This is a genomic window from Enterobacter cloacae (assembly GCF_013375935.1).
In the GTDB taxonomy this organism is placed as follows: Bacteria; Pseudomonadota; Gammaproteobacteria; order Enterobacterales; family Enterobacteriaceae; genus Enterobacter; species Enterobacter pasteurii.
Genome location: NZ_CP056117.1, coordinates 1,046,897 through 1,066,223 on the forward strand (window position 1 = coordinate 1,046,897; position 19,327 = coordinate 1,066,223).

Sequence of the window (19,327 nt, forward strand, 5' to 3'; positions counted from 1 at the left end):
CTGGGGTAAGAAAACGCAGCCAACGCATCACCAGCGCGAAGTATGACGCGCATTTACCATTCCGCTACGCTGCCATCCTCATGGCGCCACAGCGGGTTACGCCAGTCCGGCGTATTTTTACTCAGCTCAATGACTTTGGCTTCGTCAACTTCCACGCCAAGGCCCGGCTTCGTTAACGGTTTAAAGAAACCGCCTTCCATGCTGAAGTCTTCTTTGTTTTTCACAAAGTCGAGCAGCTCCGCGCCCTTGTTATAGTGAATACCCATGCTTTGCTCCTGGAACACCGCATTACGGGAGACAAAGTCGACGTGCAGGCAGGCCGCCAGCGCAATCGGCCCGAGCGGACAGTGCGGCGCCAGCGCAACATCGTAGGCTTCCGCCATGCCGGCAATTTTGTAGCATTCTGTGATGCCGCCCGCATGGGAGAGATCCGGCTGCAGGATCGCAACGCCGCCCGCCTCCAGCACGCGTTTAAACTCGAAGCGCGAGAACATGCGTTCACCCGCCGCGATTGGAATGTGCGTCTGTTCTGCCAGTTTCGGGTAGTACTCTGCCTGCTCGGCCAGCACCGGCTCTTCGATAAACAGCGGGCGATACGGCTCCAGCTCTTTGATCAGCACCTTAGCCATCGGCGCGCTGACGCGTCCGTGGAAGTCCAGGCCAAACTCAATCTCGTTGCCGAAGGCCTCGCGGATTTGCGCCACGGTATTCACCGCCCGGTCTACGGCGCGGGAGTTATCGACAATACCCATCTCTTCGCAGCCGTTGAGCTTAAAGGTATCGAACCCGATGCCGCGCAGCTTGTGTATGCCGTCGATCACCTCTGCCGGACGGTCGCCGCCTACCCAGCTGTAGGCCTTGATTTTGTCGCGCACCAGGCCGCCCATCAGCTGCCAGACCGGGGCATTCAGCACTTTGCCTTTGATATCCCACAGCGCCTGGTCGATACCGGCGATGGCGCTCATCAGAATCGGGCCGCCGCGGTAGAAGCCCGCCCGGTACATCACCTGCCACAGGTCGTTGATGCGTGCCGGATCCTGACCAATCAGGTATTCCCCCAGCTCATGCACGGCGGCCTCAACCGTGCGCGCGCGGCCTTCAATCACCGGCTCGCCCCAGCCAACCACGCCTTCATCGGTTTCGATCTTCAGGAACATCCAGCGCGGGGGTAAACGGTACGTGGTGAGTTTGGTTATTTTCATTGCACTGCCTCTCGATACGCTTTCACAAATGCTGCCGCCTGCTGCGCGGTACGCTCCACGGACTGTCCGGCGCGATAGAGATCGCTGCCCAGCCCAGCGCCCGCGCAGCCTGCCTTCATCCACTGCGCCAGGTTTTCTGGCGTTACGCCGCCCACGGCAAAGACCGGCACGCTGGCGGGTAAGACCGCTTTCAGCGCTTTGATGTAATCCGGGCCAAAGGCCGACGACGGGAAAATTTTGAGCGTCTGCGCGCCCGCATCGAGAGCGGTAAAGGCTTCGGTAGCCGTAGCGCATCCCGGGCAGACGGTCATGCCGTAGCCCACCGCCCGGCGGATGACCTCGGGGTTGATGTTGGGGGTGACGATGAGTTTGCAGCCCATCTTCGCCAGCCTGTCCACCTGCTCCGGCTGTAACACGGTTCCCGCGCCAATCAGTGCTTTATGACCAAACGCATCCACCACGGCCGGAATGCTTTTTTCCCATTCCGGGGAGTTGAGCGGGATTTCCACCGCGTCGAAACCGGCGTCGATAACCGCGCCGACGTGGGCAAGCGCCTCATCGGGCGTAATGCCGCGTAAAATTGCGATAAGGGGAAGACTAGTTTGCCACTGCATGAGCGATGCTCCTTATTCCTGCCTGAAATGCCGTGTCGCCTTCCACCGCAGCAACATCCCGACCGACGGCGCGAAACGCCTGCCGGTAACGAGACGTCAGCGATGAGCCCGCGACGAGGGTGATGGTCTGCTGCCCGGCGAACGCGTCGGCCAGGGAGGCGACTTCCGCGCCAATCAGCAGGCCGGACAAAAATTCGCTAACCTCCTCGCGCGGGAGATTTCCCAGCACGTGCGAAGCGCGAACCTCAAAAATCTGTGGCAAAACGGCAGGGGAGGCGATCCCACGCTCAAGCCCGGCGGCAAACGCCTCCGGCGACGGAACCTGCTCAGGTAAACCGGCGCCCACCAGCGAATGCTTAAGCAGCAAATGGTGTAATTCGCCGGTCATTACGGTGCGAAAATCATGAATTTGCCCGGCATCGGTCTGCACCCATTTGCAGTGCGTACCGGGCATAACGTAGACGGAAGAGGGAGAGAGAGCGCGCGCGCCGAGCAGCTGTGTCTCTTCGCCGCGCATCACGTTATGGTTATCGTCGCGAGAGACGCACAGGCCGGGAATAATCCAGACATTGTCGTCAACGGACGTTAACTGCTCGCCAATGGCGGCAAATTGGGCCGGAACAGGCAGATAGGGGGCAACCTTCCAGCCCACGTTACTGCCGACCATTCCCGCCATCACCACCGGCGTAGCGCCGTCGCGCCAGTCTTGCGTCACCTCTGCTAACACCGCCTCCGGGGATTTACCGTTCAGGCGCGTCACGCCCGCCTCTGATTGCCTGCTTTCCAGGCACTGCTCGCCCTGGTACAGCCAGGCGCGCAGGTTGGTCGATCCCCAGTCAATTGCGATGTAGCGTGATGTCATGTGATTTCCTTCAACCTTCGTGTTGAGCTGGCAATCATGGTGAGAGCCGCCTGCTCTGCCGCATCGCCGTCCTGATGCCGTATCGCATCGAACAGCGCTTTATGTTCCTGGAGCGTTTTCGGCATGTTGGCCTCATCGCCCATCCAGGTACGTTCAAATACCGCTCGCTGTAGCGAGCTGATCGCCACGCTAAGCTGCTGTAACACCGGGTTATGCACCGACTGCAATACCGCCTCGTGATAGCGTATATCCGCCTCGTTGAACGCTTCCCGGTTCTGGTTATTGGCGATCATGTCGTTTAAAGCCGACTCAATCTGCGCCAGGTCGCCTGACGTTGCGCGCTCCGCTGCCCATCGGGCGATGGCCGGTTCCACCAGGTTTCGCACTTCACTCATCGCGCCGATAAGCCGCGGGTCGTAGTCGTTTTCCAGCACCCACTGCAGGACATCGGTATCGAGGTAGTTCCACTGGTTGCGCGGCGCGACAAACGCGCCGCGATAGCGCTTCATTTCAATCAACCGCTTCGCCATCAGCGAGCGGAACACTTCCCGGATGATGTTGCGCGAGGTTTCAAACTCTTCGCAAAGTTCGGCCTCCGCCGGCAGCGGCGAACCGGGAACGTATTTACCACCCACAATCTGAGTGCCCAGCGTGATGACAATGCGATCGGTTTTATTGAGTGTCATGGAGAGTCCTTGTGCTCTGTAAGTCCATCACTACTTTACCGCGACCGCTGAATTTCGCCTCACTTTTGCAGTACAAACGTGAAGCCTTTCGCCTTTGCCGTGACGATAATGTAGTACAATCATTTAATGTTGTACTACAATCCAGATCACAAAAAGAACAATTCAATAAATTCAGGGCCAAAAAAAGCCCCGGTTGATAACCGAGGCTGATGATTACGGGCAACTGCTAGGACAGGACAAATTTCTCAATCGCGTAAGCCACGCCGTCTTCCAGGTTAGATTTGGTGACGAAGTTCGCCACTTCTTTCACCGACGGGATCGCGTTATCCATCGCCACGCCCATGCCCGCATACTCGATCATCGCGATGTCATTCTCCTGGTCGCCCAGCGCCATAATCTCCTCAGGCTTGATGCCCAGCGCATCGGCAAGCGACTTCACGCCGGTGCCTTTATTGACGCGTTTATCGAGGATTTCGAGGAAGTACGGCGCGCTTTTCAGCACGGTGTATTTCTCTTTCACCTCTGCAGGAATGCGCGCGATGGCTTTGTCCAGAATCGCCGGCTCGTCGATCATCATTACTTTGAGGAACTGCGTCGCCGGGTCCATTTTTTCCGCTTCGCAGAACACCAGCGGGATGGTCGCAACGTAGGATTCATGCACCGTGTAGTAGCTGATATCGCGGTTAGCGGTATACAGCGTAGTGCGATCGAGCGCGTGGAAGTGGGAGCCCACTTCGCGGGAGAGTTTTTCAAGGAACAGGTAGTCATCGTAGCTCAGCGCAGTTTGTGCCACCGTGCTGCCATCTGCGGCCTTTTGTACCAGCGCGCCGTTATACGTGATGCAGTAATCGCCCGGCTGATTCATGTGCAGCTCTTTCAGGTAGCTGTGCACCCCGGCATACGGGCGGCCAGTGGTCAGCACCACGTTCACGCCTTTTTCGCGGGCGGCGGCGATCGCGTTTTTAACGGCGGGAGAGATGGTGTGGTCAGGCAGCAGCAGCGTGCCGTCCATATCGATTGCAATGAGTTTGATAGCCATGTGTTCCCCAGGATGAATGAGTGCTACCTCATGCTAACGCGATTAAGCACACAAAAATAGAGCTACATTGCGCAACGGAAACACCCCTTTTACGCTTATCCTGGGGAACGACAACTTACTTGCGGGTAAGGACGATTTTACCAAACGCACCGCGATCCAGATGTTCAAGCGCCTGTTCAAGTTCATCAAAGCGGTAGCGATGCTCAATCACGGGCTTGAGTTCCATCACATCCACGGCGCGGACGAAATCTTCCAGCGCACGGCGGTGCCCCACGCCAATGCCCTGAATAACGGGGGATTTCAGCAGCAGTTCGCCAGCAGGCAGGGAAATGTCCGTTCCGGCCAGCACGCCAATGACGGAGATACGCCCGTGAACGGCTACCGCGCGCAGGGAATGCTTCAGGTTCTCCCCACCTACGGTTTCGATAATATGGTCGATGCCGCGATCCTGCGTGAGCGCCAGCGTATCTTCTGCCCAGTCGCCCTTCAGCCGGTTAATACCCTGACTGGCCCCGAGTTCTTTGGCCTGCGCAAGTTTGTCATCGCTTCCCGAGGTGACAAACACCTCCGCTCCGTGCGCTTTTGCAATTTGCAGGGCAAAGATCGCCACGCCGCCCGTTCCCTGAACCAGCACCGATTGTCCGGCTCGCAAGTTCCCGCGCTCCACCAGCGCGAACCAGGCGGTAAGCCCTGCGCAGGGCAGCGTGCTGGCCTCTTCGTCATTCAGCGTCTCCGGGGATGCCACCAGCGCGCTTTCCTTCACAACCACATACTCGGCCAGCATCCCCGGGAAGTACCCTCCGCTCGTTTTATAGGGCAAATTACGGGCGTCCGCCTGCGGCTTACCGTCGATCCACTCCGGGAAGAAGGTTGAGATAACGCGAGCGCCGGGCTGGAACCGCGTCACTCCTTCACCAACGCTGTCCACCACGCCCGCCATGTCAGATGCCGGAGTGAACGGGAAGGAAAGCGGAATCGGCATCGTGCCTTCAATCACCATTTTATCGCGAAAGTTGAGCGCAACGGCATTCACCCGGACGCGCACTTCACCCGGGCCTGGCAGTGGCACCGGCTCCTGAATGAGTTTGAGGCTATCGCGCCCGAGGGCGTTCATAGACCAGCGCTGCATTGTCTCTGTCATTTTTTCTCTCCTGCCATCAAATAAGCTATAGGACTGACAGTCTACCGTTGACACATTGTCGCCAGTGGCGATAACTTTTCCCATAATTGATGACGCAGTGGATACAATCTATGACCGATACGCTGAAGGATATTCCTGTCTTTGTGGCCGCCGTTGAGGCGGGAAGTTTTGCTCAGGCCGCTGTTCGTCTGCACCTGTCGCGCTCTGCGGTAGGAAAAAGCATCGCCCGCCTTGAAGAGCGGCTGGGCGTACGTCTTTTCCAGCGCACCACCCGCAGCCAGAGGCTTACCGACAACGGCGCTCTGTTTTATGAACGCTGCCTGCGTGCGCTGGAGGAAATTCGGGGCGCGGAGTCGCTGCTTGAAACAGGGAAGCAGCAGGTCAGCGGCCGCCTGCGCGTCGCCATGCCGGTACTGTTTGGTCGCCAGTGCGTCGCGCCGCTGCTGATAGAACTGACGCAGGAACATCCCGGGCTTGAGCTTGAAATGTCATTCAGCGATCGCGTGGTGGATCTGGTAGAGGAAGGCTTTGATATGGCGGTACGTAACGGCACGCTACAGGACAGCAGCGTGCTGGTCGCCAGAAGGCTGGGCGAGCACCGCATGGTGCTGTGCGCCGCTCCGGATTACCTGATGAAGAACGGCCAGCCGGAAAACGTTGCTGATTTACCTCACCACACTGCCATTAACTATCTGCGATCGGGCAGAGTGCTACCCTGGCAACTGATGGATAGCGAAGGGAGATCGCACACCTTTACTCCCCGCTCATCGCTCAATATGGATGATTTACAGGCAATCTGCGACGCTGCGCTGGCCGGACACGGCCTTGCGTGGTTGCCCTGCTGGATGGCCCGCAGAGAAATACATCAGGGAAAACTCATCCCGCTTTTAAAGCAGGCACCGGACGTGCGCTTCGACGTTCATGCAGCCTGGCAACAGACGCCGCATCTGCCGCTGAGGGTTAGAATTGCTGTCGATACGCTTGCCAGCCGTTTACCGTCAGTGCTGTCGCTGGATATGCCTGCGCCCATAAAAAAGCCGCGCTAAATGCGCGGCCTGAGTCGTGCAGTATAACAACGATTAAATATCGATATTCGCCGCTTTCAGGGCGTTCTCTTCGATGAAGGCACGACGTGGTTCAACCGCGTCGCCCATCAGGGTCGTGAACAGCTGATCCGCTGCAATCGCGTCTTTAACGGTAACGCGCAGCATGCGGCGGCTTTCCGGATCCATGGTGGTTTCCCACAGCTGATCCGGGTTCATTTCGCCCAGACCTTTATAACGCTGAATAGAGAGGCCGCGACGGGACTCTTTCACCAGCCATTCCAGCGCCTGCTCGAAGCTTGCCACCGGCTGACGGCGCTCGCCACGTTCGATGAACGCATCGTCTTCGATCAGACCGCGCAGCTTCTCGCCCAGGGTGCAGATACGGCGGTATTCCGGACCGGTCACAAACTCGTGCTCCAGCGGGTAGTCGGTGTCGACGCCGTGAGTACGGACGCGAACAATCGGCTCGAACTGCTGCGCCGCGTTCTGCTGAACGTCAAACTTCCACTGGCTGCCGTGCTGCTCTTTCTCGTTCAGCTCGCTCACCAGGATGTTTACCCAGCGGGTCACGGCCTGCTCGTTGCTCAGATCGGCTTCGGTCAGGGTTGGCTGATAAATCAGCTCCTTCAGCAGCGCTTTCGGATAGCGACGCTCCATACGGCCAATCATTTTCTGCGTGGCGTTGAACTCGGAGACCAGACGCTCCAGCGGCTCGCCGGCCAGCGCTGGCGCGCTGGAGTTTGCGTGCAGGGTCGCGCCATCAAGGGCGATCGCGATTTGATACTGATCCATCGCGTCGTCATCTTTAATGTACTGTTCCTGCTTGCCTTTCTTCACTTTGTACAGCGGCGGCTGTGCAATGTAGACGTGGCCGCGCTCAACGATTTCCGGCATCTGACGATAGAAGAAGGTCAACAGCAGCGTACGAATGTGCGAGCCGTCGACGTCCGCATCGGTCATGATGATGATGCTGTGATAGCGCAGCTTGTCCGGGTTGTACTCGTCGCGACCGATACCGCAGCCGAGCGCGGTGATAAGCGTCGCCACTTCCTGAGAAGAGAGCATCTTGTCGAAGCGCGCTTTCTCAACGTTGAGGATTTTACCCTTCAGCGGCAGAATCGCCTGGTTCTTACGGTTACGGCCCTGCTTCGCAGAACCGCCCGCGGAGTCCCCTTCCACAAGGTACAGTTCAGACAGCGCCGGATCGCGCTCCTGACAGTCAGCCAGCTTGCCCGGCAGGCCGGCTAAGTCCAGCGCGCCTTTACGACGGGTCATTTCACGGGCTTTACGCGCCGCTTCTCGGGCACGCGCCGCATCGATAATTTTGCCCACCACGATTTTCGCGTCGGACGGGTTTTCCTGCAGGTAGTCGCTCAGCAGCTCGTTCATCTGCTGCTCAACCGCCGATTTCACCTCAGAAGAGACCAGCTTGTCTTTGGTCTGCGAGGAGAACTTCGGATCCGGCACCTTCACGGAAACAACAGCAATCAGGCCTTCACGGGCATCGTCGCCGGTGGCGCTGACTTTCGCTTTTTTGCTGTAGCCTTCTTTGTCCATGTAGGCGTTCAGGGTACGGGTCATCGCCGCGCGGAAGCCCGCAAGGTGAGTACCGCCGTCGCGCTGCGGAATGTTGTTGGTGAAGCAGTAGATGTTTTCCTGGAAGCCGTCGTTCCACTGCAATGCCACTTCCACGCCGATACCGTCTTTTTCAGTGGAGAAGTAGAAGATATTCGGGTGAATTGGCGTTTTGTTCTTGTTCAGGTACTCAACGAACGCCTTGATACCGCCTTCGTAGTGGAAGTGGTCTTCTTTGTTGTCGCGTTTGTCGCGCAGACGAATCGACACGCCGGAGTTCAGGAACGACAGTTCACGCAGGCGTTTCGCCAGGATGTCGTACTCAAACTCGGTAACGTTGGTGAAGGTTTCCAGGCTCGGCCAGAAACGCACCATGGTACCGGTTTTCTCGGTATCGCCGGTAACGGCCAGCGGGGCTTCAGGCACGCCGTGCTGGTAGATCTGGCGGTGAATTTTGCCTTCGCGCTGGATAACCAGCTCCAGCTTCTGCGACAGGGCGTTTACTACGGAAACCCCTACGCCGTGCAGACCGCCGGAAACCTTATACGAGTTATCATCGAACTTACCGCCTGCGTGCAGAACGGTCATGATCACTTCCGCAGCAGATACGCCCTCTTCCGGGTGAATACCGGTTGGGATGCCACGACCATCATCGGTAACGGACACGGAGTTGTCCGCATGGATCGTGACCACGATGTCTTTACAGTGACCCGCGAGCGCTTCGTCGATAGCGTTATCTACCACCTCGAATACCATGTGGTGCAGACCGGTGCCGTCATCCGTGTCGCCGATATACATACCCGGGCGCTTACGCACCGCATCCAGTCCTTTCAGGACTTTGATACTGGAGGAGTCATAAGAATTCGACATCAACGTTTCTCGCTCATTTCAACTTGGGTTAATCCGTTATTTTACCCTTTTCCACGGTAAACATCTTCGAATTTTCGTCCGACATGTCCATAACGTGTTCAGCGCTGATAGCGCTGACGAAAACCTGCGACTGCGTGGCTTTTAAGCGGCTGGCAAGCAGCCCGCGCCGCGCGTCGTCAAGTTCCGAGGCAAAATCATCTATCAGGTACAGGCAGCGTCGTCCGCTTTCGCGGGTGAGGAACTCCCCCTGCGCCAGGCGCAGCGCGCACATCAGGAGCTTTAGCTGCCCGCGCGACAGCGTGTCTTCTACCGGTGCGCCGTCAGCACGAATGCGGAAATCCGCCTTGTGCGGGCCGTGCGCGGTGTAGGTCAACATGCGATCGCGCTCGAAGCTTCTCTCTAACACCTCGGCATAATCCGTCTCTTTCTCCCAGCCACGCTGGAACGAGAAGGAGAGAGAGAATTCGGGTAAAAACTGTTTGCAGGTGTCGGCCATGTCTTCGGCGATACCCGCGCTGTATTCGGCACGCCAGCGGCTGATTTGTTCCGCAAGAGGAATTAATTCCATGTCCCATGGGCGCAGCTGGGCGTAGCGCGTGACCTGACGCAACGCGGCGTTACGCTGCTTAAGCAGACGCTTCAGGTTGCTCCAGGCGTTAAAGAAGCCGGCTTCGTTGTGAAAGCATCCCCAGTCGAGGAACGCTCTTCTGTATTTGGGGCCGCCGTTGAGTAAAGTAAACCCCTCCGGCGTAATCAGCTGCATCGGCATCAGCAGCGCCAGCTCCGCCACCTTGTGGCCGTCGGTGCCGTCGATGCGTACCTTGCTGTCGCCCTGCTTGTCCTTGGTCAGGCCGATGGCGGTTTCCCGCTCAGCGCCCTGTAAACGCCCGTGCAGAACAAAGGATTCCTGCTCGTGGCGAATCACGCGACCAATCTGCAAACTGCGAAACGCCCGACCGTGGCCGAGCGTATAGATGGCCTCAAGCACGCTGGTTTTGCCGCTGCCGTTTGCGCCAACCAGAAAGTTAAAGCCAGGGGATAAAGCGAGATCCGCGCTTTCGATATTGCGAAAGTCGCGGATCAACAGACGGGTGAGCGACATTACAGTCTCATTGGCATGACAACATAAGCCGCGCTTTGGCTGGCCGCATCTTCAATCTGTACGCTCGAAACGGAGTCAGTCAGCAGAATGCGAACGTTCTCGCATTTCAGTGCATTGAGCACATCCAGCACGTAGCTGACGTTGAAGCCGATTTCCATCTCAGCCCCGGCGTAGGTGACGTCCAGAATCTCTTCTGCCTCTTCCTGCTCCGGGTTATTAGCGGTGATTTTGATCTGGTTTTCACTCACGTACAGACGTACGCCGCGGAATTTCTCGTTAGAGAGAATGGCCGCACGGGCGAACGCCTGCTTGAGGATGTCGCAGCCCGCTTCCAGCGTTTTGTCCGGGTTTTTCGGCAATACGCGGCGATAGTCAGGGAAACGACCGTCAACCAGCTTCGACGTGAAGACAAAATCACCCACGTGTGCGCGAATGTTATTGCTGCCAATCTGCACGCGCAGCGGCGTGTCGCCACCGTCGAGCATACGCATCAGCTCAATCACGCCCTTACGCGGCACGATCACCGAATGGTTTGGCAGTGAATCGCCAATCGGCATAGAACAGACCGCCAGACGGTGCCCGTCGGTGGCCACGGTACGCAGCTCTTCGCCTTCGGTTTCGAACAGCATGCCGTTTAAGTAGTAGCGAACGTCCTGATGCGCCATCGAGAACTGCGTGGCTTCAATCAGACGCTTCATCGTTGCCTGCGGCAGGGTAAATTCAACCTCGCTCTGCCAGTCGTCCAGGTTCGGGAAGTCCGCAGCGGGCAGCGTGGAGAGTGAGAAACGGCTGCGGCCAGAGCGCACCAGCATGCGGTCGCCCTCCAGCTGTACGGCAATTTCAGCACCTTCCGGCAGCCCACGGCAGATATCAAAGAATTTACGTGCCGGAACCGTGGTCGCGCCCGCGTCGTGCGGCTGCGTCAGCGTAACGCGCGCGATCATTTCCATTTCCAGATCTGTGCCGGTCAGCGACAGCGTACCGTCCGCGACCTGAAGCAGCAGGTTTCCGAGAATAGGCAGCGTTGGGCGGCCACCTAATGGGCCACTCACCTGTTGCAGCGGTTTTAATAAATGTTCACGTTCAACGGTAAATTTCATAGCGTCACGATGATAATGTTCTGATTAAATTGGAAAAATCTTCTTTTATGTCGTGGCTTTCTTCGCGTAACTGCTCAATCTTGCGACAGGCGTGCAGCACGGTCGTATGGTCACGGCCACCAAACGCATCGCCGATTTCCGGCAGGCTGTGGTTGGTTAGCTCTTTTGCCAGCGCCATCGCCATCTGACGCGGACGCGCCACCGAGCGGGAACGACGTTTAGACAGTAAATCTGCCACTTTGATCTTGTAGTACTCAGCCACCGTCTTCTGAATATTGTCGATGGTGACCAGTTTTTCCTGCAATGCCAACAAATCGCGCAGCGCTTCACGCACAAAATCGATGGTGATCGCACGACCGGTAAAATTGGCGTTGGCGATAACGCGATTCAGTGCCCCCTCCAGCTCACGAACGTTGGAACGCAGGCGCTTGGCAATAAAGAACGCCACTTCACCCGGCAGGCGAATGTCGTTCTCGTCGGCTTTTTTCATCAGGATCGCGACGCGGGTTTCCAGCTCCGGCGGCTCGATCGCCACGGTCAGGCCCCAGCCGAAGCGGGATTTCAGACGATCTTCAACGCCGTTGATCTCTTTTGGATAACGATCCGAGGTCAAAATGATCTGCTGATTGCCTTCCAGCAGGGCGTTAAAGGTGTGGAAAAACTCTTCCTGCGATCGTTCCTTATTGGCAAAGAACTGGATGTCATCGATCAGCAGTGCGTCAACGGAACGGTAGTAGCGTTTAAACTCTTCGATCGCATTGTTTTGCAGGGCTTTTACCATGTCCTGAACGAAGCGCTCGGAGTGCATATACACTACTTTGGCATTGGGCTTACGCGCCATAATGCCGTTACCCACCGCGTGCAGCAGGTGCGTTTTACCGAGACCCGTGCCGCCATAAAGGAACAGCGGGTTGTAAGCACCACCGGGGTTATCGGCAACCTGGCGGGCCGCCGCGCGCGCCAGCTGGTTCGATTTACCTTCAACGAAGTTATCGAACGTGTGCTTCACGTTAACGTTAGAGCGGTAGGTAGGCTCTGCGGGGGCCGGAACGTTATCCCAGCCCTGACGAGCCGGTGCAACACGCGGTGCAGGAGCGGGCGCCGCCTGAGCAGGGGCTGCCACATTGACAACTTCACGAACGGTTTGGGTGACCGGCTTTGTGCCCACTTCAAAACGCAGCTGTGGGGCATCTGATCCGCAGAAATCGTTCAGCAGTCCATTGATGTTATTAAGGTATTTATCCCTTACCCAATCGAGCACGAAACGGTTTGGCGCATACAAAGCCAGCGTGTTATCGCTCAGTTCCGCCTGCAACGGGCGGATCCACATACTGAATTCTGTGGCTGGTAACTCATCCTGCAATCGGGCAAGACACTGCTGCCAAAGCGAAAGTGACACGGCGGACTCCACTCGAACAATAAAAGAAAACTATTGAATATTCATGATTGTTGGCGCACATCGACATGACCCTGTGCAAAAGGGGGACGTGCGAATTGCTATCTGCAATTAAATCCTGACCAGGATCCTGGGATCCCAATCGGGACCGCGGATCATAGCCTAAACTGAGACAGAGATCTTCTGTTTCTCACAGATTCTTCCCGATTTATCCACAGGAAGATCCGAAACCGGGTAAGTGTAAACGATCCTGACGCGAGTGCCCCGCGATTTAGCGCGCATATTGGAAAATTTAATGAGCACAGACCTTTTTTGGCTTAAATGATCTAACGAAGATCCGGGACGATCCTTGCGCTTTGTGGATGACGCCGTATAATCCTCGACCCGGCGCGTGAGGCTCATCTTCCTGCGTCGTTCGCTGCTCATTTTCCACGCAAAATAGTGCGGAAATACGCAGGAAATAAGGAAAGAGAATTGACTCCGGAGTGTACAATTATTACAATCCGGCCTCTTTAATCACCCACGCTGAGGCGTTAGTCGTTCGAAACTCGTTCGGGTATACGCAAAAGTCAGTGAATTTATTCAAGTTTAGGTAGAAATCGCCATGAAACGCACTTTTCAACCGTCTGTACTGAAGCGCAACCGTTCTCACGGCTTCCGTGCTCGTATGGCTACTAAAAATGGTCGTCAGGTTCTGGCACGTCGTCGTGCTAAAGGCCGCGCTCGTCTGACCGTTTCCAAGTAATAAAGCTAACCCCTGAGTGGTTAAGCTAGCATTTCCCAGGGAGTTACGTTTGTTAACTCCCACTCATTTCACTTTCGTCTTCCAGCAGCCACAACGGGCTGGCACGCCGCAAATCACCATCCTCGGCCGCCAAAATTCGCTGGGGCATCCCCGCATCGGTCTCACAGTCGCCAAGAAAAACGTTAAGCGTGCGCATGAACGCAACCGGATTAAACGTCTGACGCGTGAAAGCTTCCGTTTACGTCAACACGAACTGCCTTCGATGGATTTCGTGGTGGTGGCTAAAAAAGGGGTTGCCGACCTCGATAACCGTGCTCTCTCGGAAGCGTTGGAAAAATTATGGCGCCGCCACTGTCGCCTGGCTCGCGGGTCCTGATAGCCCTCATCAGGGTCTATCAACGCCTGATTAGTCCGCTACTCGGGCCACATTGCCGTTTCACCCCAACATGCTCAAGCTACGGAATTGAGGCATTGCGCAGGTTTGGAGTGATAAAAGGCAGTTGGTTGACGGTGAAACGCGTATTAAAATGCCACCCTTTACACCCAGGTGGAGACGACCCCGTCCCTCCAGGACCCTTTGATACCAGAGAACACTAACGATGGATTCGCAACGCAATCTTCTTATCATCGCTTTGTTGTTCGTGTCTTTCATGATCTGGCAGGCATGGGAGCAGGATAAAAATCCTCAACCCCAGCAGCAGACCACGCAGACCACGACCACCGCAGCGGGTAGCGCCGCCGACCAGGGCGTACCGGCCAGTGGCCAGGGGAAACAGATTACGGTTAAAACCGATGTGCTTGAGCTGACTATCAACACCCGTGGCGGTGATGTTGAGCAGGCGCTGCTGTTGACCTACCCGAAAGAGCTGAAGTCTACCGAACCGTTCCAGTTACTGGAAACCACGCCTGAGTTTATCTACCAGGCGCAGAGCGGCCTGACCGGTCGTGATGGCCCGGATAACCCGGCTAACGGTGCGCGTCCACTGTATAACGTCGAGAATGACACATTTGTGCTGGCTGATGGTCAGAACGAACTGGTTATCCCGATGACCTACACCGACGCCGCAGGCAACACCTTCACCAAAACCTTCACCCTGAAACGCGGTGAGTATGCGGTGAACGTGGGCTACAGCGTACAGAACGCCGGTGAGAAACCGCTGGAAATCTCTACCTTTGGTCAGCTGAAGCAGTCCATCAATCTGCCGTCTCACCGTGACACCGGAAGCAGCAACTTTGCGCTGCATACCTTCCGCGGCGCGGCGTACTCCACGCCAGACACCAAGTACGAGAAATACAAGTTCGACACCATTGCCGATAACGAAAACCTGAACGTCAGCTCTAAAGGCGGTTGGGTCGCAATGCTGCAACAGTATTTCGCAACGGCGTGGGTACCGAATAACGACGGGACGAATAACTTCTACACCGCGAACCTCGGCAACGGTATTGCCGCTATCGGCTACAAGTCTCAGCCGGTTCTGGTGCAGCCGGGTCAAACCGGTAAGCTGGCAAGCACCCTGTGGGTTGGCCCGGAAATCCAGGACAAAATGGCTGCCGTTGCGCCACACCTGGACCTGACCGTAGATTACGGTTGGCTGTGGTTCATCTCTCAGCCGCTGTTCAAGCTGCTGAAGTTCATCCACAGCTTCCTGGGTAACTGGGGCTTCTCCATCATCGTTATCACCTTTATCGTTCGTGGCATCATGTACCCGCTGACTAAGGCGCAGTACACCTCCATGGCGAAGATGCGTATGCTGCAGCCGAAGATTCAGGCAATGCGTGAGCGTCTGGGCGATGACAAACAGCGTCAGAGCCAGGAAATGATGGCCCTGTATAAAGCAGAGAAAGTGAACCCGCTGGGTGGTTGCTTCCCGCTGCTGATTCAGATGCCAATCTTCCTTGCGCTGTACTACATGCTGATGGGTTCCGTTGAGCTGCGCCACGCGCCGTTCGCCCTGTGGATCCATGACCTGTCCGCACAGGACCCGTACTACATCCTGCCGATCCTGATGGGCGTGACGATGTTCTTCATTCAGAAGATGTCTCCGACCACCGTGACCGACCCGATGCAGCAGAAGATCATGACCTTTATGCCGGTCATCTTCACCGTGTTCTTCCTGTGGTTCCCGTCAGGTCTGGTGCTGTACTATATCGTCAGCAACCTGGTGACCATCATCCAGCAGCAGCTGATCTACCGTGGTCTGGAAAAACGTGGCCTGCACAGCCGCGAAAAGAAAAAGTCCTGATTCGGTAAGTTAACGCTAAAATAAGGGCGGTCGATTGACCGCCTTTTTTATTTGTACTGAACGAGAGCAACCATGAGCCATAACGACACTATCGTCGCCCAGGCAACCCCACCGGGACGAGGTGGTGTAGGCATTCTGCGCATCTCCGGCCTGAAGGCGCGCGAGGTGGCCGAAGCGGTGCTGGGTAAACTGCCAAAGCCGCGCTACGCCGATTATCTGCCGTTTAAAGATGCCGACGGCACCCCGCTGGACCAGGGCATTGCGCTGTGGTTCCCCGGCCCGAACTCCTTTACCGGTGAAGACGTGCTGGAGCTCCAGGGCCACGGCGGCCCGGTGATCCTCGACCTGCTGTTGAAGCGTATTCTGACCCTGCCGGGCCTGCGCATTGCGAAGCCGGGCGAGTTCTCCGAGCGTGCCTTCCTGAACGACAAGCTCGACCTGGCGCAGGCCGAGGCGATTGCAGACCTGATCGACGCCAGCTCCGAACAGGCGGCCCGCTCCGCGCTGAACTCGTTGCAGGGGGCCTTCTCCGCGCGCGTAAATCATCTTGTGGAAGCACTTACTCACCTGCGAATCTACGTCGAAGCGGCTATCGACTTCCCGGACGAGGAGATCGACTTCCTCTCTGACGGCAAAATCGAAGCCCAGCTCAATCAGGTGATGAGCGATCTCGACGCGGTGCGTGCCGAAGCGCGTCAGGGCAGCCTGCTGCGTGAAGGGATGAAGGTGGTGATTGCCGGACGCCCGAACGCCGGGAAATCGAGCCTGCTGAACGCCCTCGCGGGCCGTGAGGCGGCGATCGTGACCGACATTGCCGGGACGACCCGCGACGTGCTGCGCGAGCATATCCATATCGACGGCATGCCGCTGCATATCATCGACACCGCCGGGCTGCGCGATGCCAGCGACGAGGTTGAGCGTATCGGTATCGAGCGCGCCTGGCAGGAGATTGAGCAGGCCGACCGCGTGCTGTTTATGGTGGACGGCACCACGACCGACGCCGTCGACCCGGCGGAGATCTGGCCGGACTTTATCGCCCGTCTGCCGGCTAAACTGCCGATCACCGTGGTGCGTAACAAAGCGGACGTGACCGGCGAAACGCTGGGCATCAGCGATGTGAATGGTCACTCACTTATTCGCCTCTCGGCGCGCACCGGAGAAGGCGTGGACGACCTGCGTAACCATCTCAAGCAGAGCATGGGCTTTGATACGAGTATGGAGGGTGGCTTCCTGGCGCGTCGCCGTCACCTGCAGGCGCTGGAAGAGGCGGCTCGCCATCTTGACCAGGGTAAAGCCCAGCTGATCGGCGCCTGGGCGGGTGAACTGCTGGCGGAGGAGCTGCGTCTGGCACAGCAGAATCTGAGTGAGATCACCGGAGAGTTTACGTCGGACGATCTGCTGGGAAGGATTTTCTCGAGCTTCTGTATCGGTAAGTAATTCCCGCTAGCACAGGGTGATTTCCTTTCAGGAAATCACCATTGTCCAAATGGCAACTCGCCTATTTACCGCCATCCCCCTATTCTGCATGCCTGCATCTATGGGGGATATATGGCTCGTTTTCTGTTTTGTAGTTTTGCGCTGGTTCTGCTTTATCCGTCCGGCATTGATATGTATCTGGTGGGTTTACCGCACATCGCACGAGATCTGGGGGCCAGTGAGGCACAGCTGCACATCGCCTTTTCGGCCTACCTTGCAGGGATGGCGTCCTCAATGGTGTTTGCGGGAAAAATCGCGGATAAGGCCGGGCGTCAGCCCGTCGCCATTACCGGTGCGATCGTCTTCGCGCTGGCATCCATACTCTGCTCTGTCGCGCAGGGAAGTCCCCTGTTCCTGACCGGACGTTTTATTCAGGGCGTTGGCGCGGGCGGCTGCTACGTGGTGGCGTTTGCCATTCTGCGCGATACCCTGAGCGCCCAGCGCCGCGCCAAGGTGCTCTCAATGCTGAACGGCATTACCTGCATCATTCCCGTACTGGCACCGGTTATAGGCTACCTGATCATGCTCAAATTTCCGTGGCAGAGCCTTTTCTGGACCATGGCGGCAATGGGCGCCCTCGTCTTTATCCTGTCCGTGACGGTGCTGAAAGAGACCCACCCCGGTTCGCAGCAGTCCCCCCATACCGCAACCATCCATCCGGCTGAAAAATTGTTGAACCGCTTTTTCCTTAGCCGACTGGCAATCACCACGCTTAGCGTGGCGGTGATCCTTACCTATGTAAACGTTTCCCCGGTTTTGCTGATGGAGACGATGGGCTTCGATCGCGGCGAGTATTCAGCGGTGATGGCGCTAACCGCGATGGTCAGCATGGCGGTCTCTTTCTCAACGCCTTTTGCGCTCAATATTTTTCGCCAGCGCACGCTGATGCTGACTTCGCAGGCGCTGTTCCTTGCCGCCGGCGCGATCCTGGCAACCGCCAGTTCGCACGCGCTGATGCTGGTGGGCATCACACTGATTTGCGCCGGGTTTTCCGTCGGCTTCGGCGTGGCGATGAGCCAGGCGCTTGGCCCGTTCTCGCTGCGCGCGGGTGTCGCAAGTTCGGTGCTGGGCATTGCCCAGGTTTGCGGTTCGTCGCTGTGGATTTGGCTGGCGGCGGTGATCGGCCTTAGCGCGCTGAATATGCTGATCGGGGTTCTGATTGGCTGTAGCATACTCTGCATCACCTTACTTTTGGTCATTCAGCCCGCGGCGAACTATGAAGAAGCCCATCCGCAATCTCGATCTTAATCTTTTACTTTGCCTGCAGCTCCTGCTTCAGGAGCGCAGCGTCACCAAGGCCGCGAAGCGGATGAACGTGACGCCCTCCGCGGTGAGTAAATCGCTGGCGAAGCTGCGCGACTGGTTCGACGATCCGCTGTTTGTGAAAACGCCGTTAGGGCTGCTGCCCACGCCGCTGACGGTGAGCCTGGAGCAGGATCTGGCCGACTGGATGCAGATTGGCAATCAGATCCTCGATAAATTCCACCACGATTCGCCCGGCGGCCTGAACTTCGAGCTGGCCGCGGAAACGCCGCTGATGTTGATCCGGTTTAACGATCTGCTGGAGCAGGTTAATCAGCGCTATCCGCAGGCCACGGTGAAGATGCGCCACTGGGATTATGACTCGCTGGACGCCATCACGCGCGGAGAGGTCGATCTGGGCTTTACCGGTCGCGAAACGCATCCGCGCTCGCGGGAGCTGTTAAAGCTGATGCCGTGGTTTATTGACTATGAAATCCTGTTCAGCGACCGTCCCTGCGTCTATTTGCGGGAAGATCACCCGGCGCTTCAGGATGAGTGGAACCTCGAGACGTTTCTGCGCTACCCGCATATCAGCATCTTCTGGGAACGCAGCGATACCTGGGCGCTCGACGAGGTGCTAAGAGAAATGGGCCGGGAGCGCAATATCGCCATGAGCCTGCCCGGTTTTGAACAGTCGATGTTTATGGCGGCGCAGCCCAGCCATCACTATATCGCGACCGCGCCAGGCTACTGCCGCCATTACAACCACCTCCACCAGCGAAATCTGATCTGCCTTCCCATCCCCATCGATGAAGCGCAGGCAGAAAAGCTGACCGTGCCCTTCACGCTGATCTGGCATAAACGGAACAGCCATAATCCGAAAATTCTCTGGCTACGCGAGACGATAAAAGCGCTGTATACCGCGCCAGGTCAGGTTTTCGCCTAAGATAATGTAAAGTTCGGTCCTCAGGCTTCTCATATTTCCATT

General features: G+C 57.1%; 18 protein-coding genes. 8 read left to right on the forward strand and 10 right to left on the reverse strand.

Going from position 1 to position 19,327, the window contains the following annotated elements; translation table 11 throughout:
- Positions 1–53: 53 nt before the first annotated feature.
- From dgoD to HWQ14_RS05005, 6 genes are all read right to left on the reverse strand, one after another.
- The gene (dgoD, locus tag HWQ14_RS04980) at positions 54–1,202 is read right to left on the reverse strand and encodes a galactonate dehydratase (protein WP_176609130.1); all 1,149 of its coding nucleotides are present in this window, start codon (positions 1,200–1,202) and stop codon (positions 54–56) included.
- Positions 1,199–1,816 carry a 2-dehydro-3-deoxy-6-phosphogalactonate aldolase gene (locus HWQ14_RS04985; RefSeq protein ID WP_176609131.1) on the reverse strand — a complete coding sequence of 206 codons (618 nt, stop codon included), beginning with the start codon at positions 1,814–1,816 and terminating at the stop codon, positions 1,199–1,201. The genes dgoD and HWQ14_RS04985 overlap by 4 nt, the downstream gene beginning before the upstream one ends.
- Positions 1,800–2,678, reverse strand: a complete 879-nt coding sequence (locus HWQ14_RS04990; RefSeq protein WP_176609132.1) for a 2-dehydro-3-deoxygalactonokinase — start codon at positions 2,676–2,678, stop codon at positions 1,800–1,802. The genes HWQ14_RS04985 and HWQ14_RS04990 overlap by 17 nt, the downstream gene beginning before the upstream one ends.
- A complete protein-coding gene (gene dgoR / locus HWQ14_RS04995) occupies positions 2,675–3,364 on the reverse strand; it encodes a D-galactonate utilization transcriptional regulator DgoR (RefSeq protein WP_003861109.1) in 690 nt (229 codons plus the stop codon). Before dgoR ends, HWQ14_RS04990 begins: the two co-directional genes overlap by 4 nt.
- Positions 3,365–3,590: 226 nt before the next feature.
- Entirely contained in the window at positions 3,591–4,403 is an 813-nt protein-coding gene (gene yidA, locus HWQ14_RS05000) for a sugar-phosphatase (RefSeq protein WP_148420360.1), read from the reverse strand.
- 115 nt (positions 4,404–4,518) lie between these two features.
- Positions 4,519–5,544: a zinc-dependent alcohol dehydrogenase family protein gene (locus HWQ14_RS05005; RefSeq protein ID WP_176609133.1), complete on the reverse strand. Its 1,026-nt coding sequence runs from the start codon at positions 5,542–5,544 to the stop codon at positions 4,519–4,521.
- A 110-nt stretch (positions 5,545–5,654) separates the two neighbouring features.
- Between HWQ14_RS05005 and HWQ14_RS05010 the strand changes: the two genes are divergently transcribed.
- Positions 5,655–6,590 (forward strand): LysR family transcriptional regulator, encoded by a 936-nt coding sequence (locus HWQ14_RS05010; RefSeq protein WP_176609134.1) that lies wholly within the window; start codon positions 5,655–5,657, stop codon positions 6,588–6,590.
- A 33-nt stretch (positions 6,591–6,623) separates the two neighbouring features.
- On the opposite strand, the gene gyrB is transcribed toward HWQ14_RS05010, so the two are convergent.
- The 4 genes from gyrB to dnaA are packed head-to-tail and all read right to left on the reverse strand — an operon-like array spanning position 6,624 to position 12,636.
- Positions 6,624–9,035, reverse strand: coding sequence for a DNA topoisomerase (ATP-hydrolyzing) subunit B (gene gyrB, locus HWQ14_RS05015; RefSeq protein WP_176609135.1), 2,412 nt, complete (start codon positions 9,033–9,035; stop codon positions 6,624–6,626).
- A 28-nt stretch (positions 9,036–9,063) separates the two neighbouring features.
- Positions 9,064–10,137 (reverse strand): DNA replication/repair protein RecF, encoded by a 1,074-nt coding sequence (gene recF, locus HWQ14_RS05020; protein WP_069733401.1) that lies wholly within the window; start codon positions 10,135–10,137, stop codon positions 9,064–9,066.
- The gene (gene dnaN / locus HWQ14_RS05025) at positions 10,137–11,237 is read right to left on the reverse strand and encodes a DNA polymerase III subunit beta (RefSeq protein WP_003861122.1); all 1,101 of its coding nucleotides are present in this window, start codon (positions 11,235–11,237) and stop codon (positions 10,137–10,139) included. Before dnaN ends, recF begins: the two co-directional genes overlap by 1 nt.
- A gap of 4 nt (positions 11,238–11,241) precedes the next feature.
- Entirely contained in the window at positions 11,242–12,636 is a 1,395-nt protein-coding gene (gene dnaA / locus HWQ14_RS05030; protein ID WP_003861124.1) for a chromosomal replication initiator protein DnaA, read from the reverse strand.
- A 601-nt stretch (positions 12,637–13,237) separates the two neighbouring features.
- Here dnaA and rpmH point away from each other — a divergent pair.
- The 7 genes from rpmH (at position 13,238) to yidZ (ending at position 19,285) form a co-directional block, all read left to right on the forward strand.
- The gene (rpmH, locus tag HWQ14_RS05035; protein ID WP_000831330.1) at positions 13,238–13,378 is read left to right on the forward strand and encodes a 50S ribosomal protein L34; all 141 of its coding nucleotides are present in this window, start codon (positions 13,238–13,240) and stop codon (positions 13,376–13,378) included.
- Between the two features lie 16 nt (positions 13,379–13,394).
- Positions 13,395–13,754: a ribonuclease P protein component gene (rnpA, locus tag HWQ14_RS05040; RefSeq protein WP_003861126.1), complete on the forward strand. Its 360-nt coding sequence runs from the start codon at positions 13,395–13,397 to the stop codon at positions 13,752–13,754.
- The gene (gene yidD, locus HWQ14_RS05045) at positions 13,718–13,975 is read left to right on the forward strand and encodes a membrane protein insertion efficiency factor YidD (protein WP_001307474.1); all 258 of its coding nucleotides are present in this window, start codon (positions 13,718–13,720) and stop codon (positions 13,973–13,975) included. Before rnpA ends, yidD begins: the two co-directional genes overlap by 37 nt.
- A 2-nt stretch (positions 13,976–13,977) precedes the next feature.
- Entirely contained in the window at positions 13,978–15,621 is a 1,644-nt protein-coding gene (gene yidC, locus HWQ14_RS05050; RefSeq protein ID WP_176609136.1) for a membrane protein insertase YidC, read from the forward strand.
- Positions 15,622–15,693: 72 nt separating this feature from the next.
- Positions 15,694–17,058 (forward strand): tRNA uridine-5-carboxymethylaminomethyl(34) synthesis GTPase MnmE, encoded by a 1,365-nt coding sequence (gene mnmE / locus HWQ14_RS05055; RefSeq protein ID WP_049137086.1) that lies wholly within the window; start codon positions 15,694–15,696, stop codon positions 17,056–17,058.
- Between the two features lie 111 nt (positions 17,059–17,169).
- On the forward strand, positions 17,170–18,345 hold the full coding sequence (locus tag HWQ14_RS05060) for an MFS transporter (protein WP_176609137.1): 1,176 nt from the start codon (positions 17,170–17,172) through the stop codon (positions 18,343–18,345).
- A complete protein-coding gene (yidZ, locus tag HWQ14_RS05065) occupies positions 18,314–19,285 on the forward strand; it encodes an HTH-type transcriptional regulator YidZ (protein ID WP_176609138.1) in 972 nt (323 codons plus the stop codon). Before HWQ14_RS05060 ends, yidZ begins: the two co-directional genes overlap by 32 nt.
- Positions 19,286–19,327: the final 42 nt, after the last annotated feature.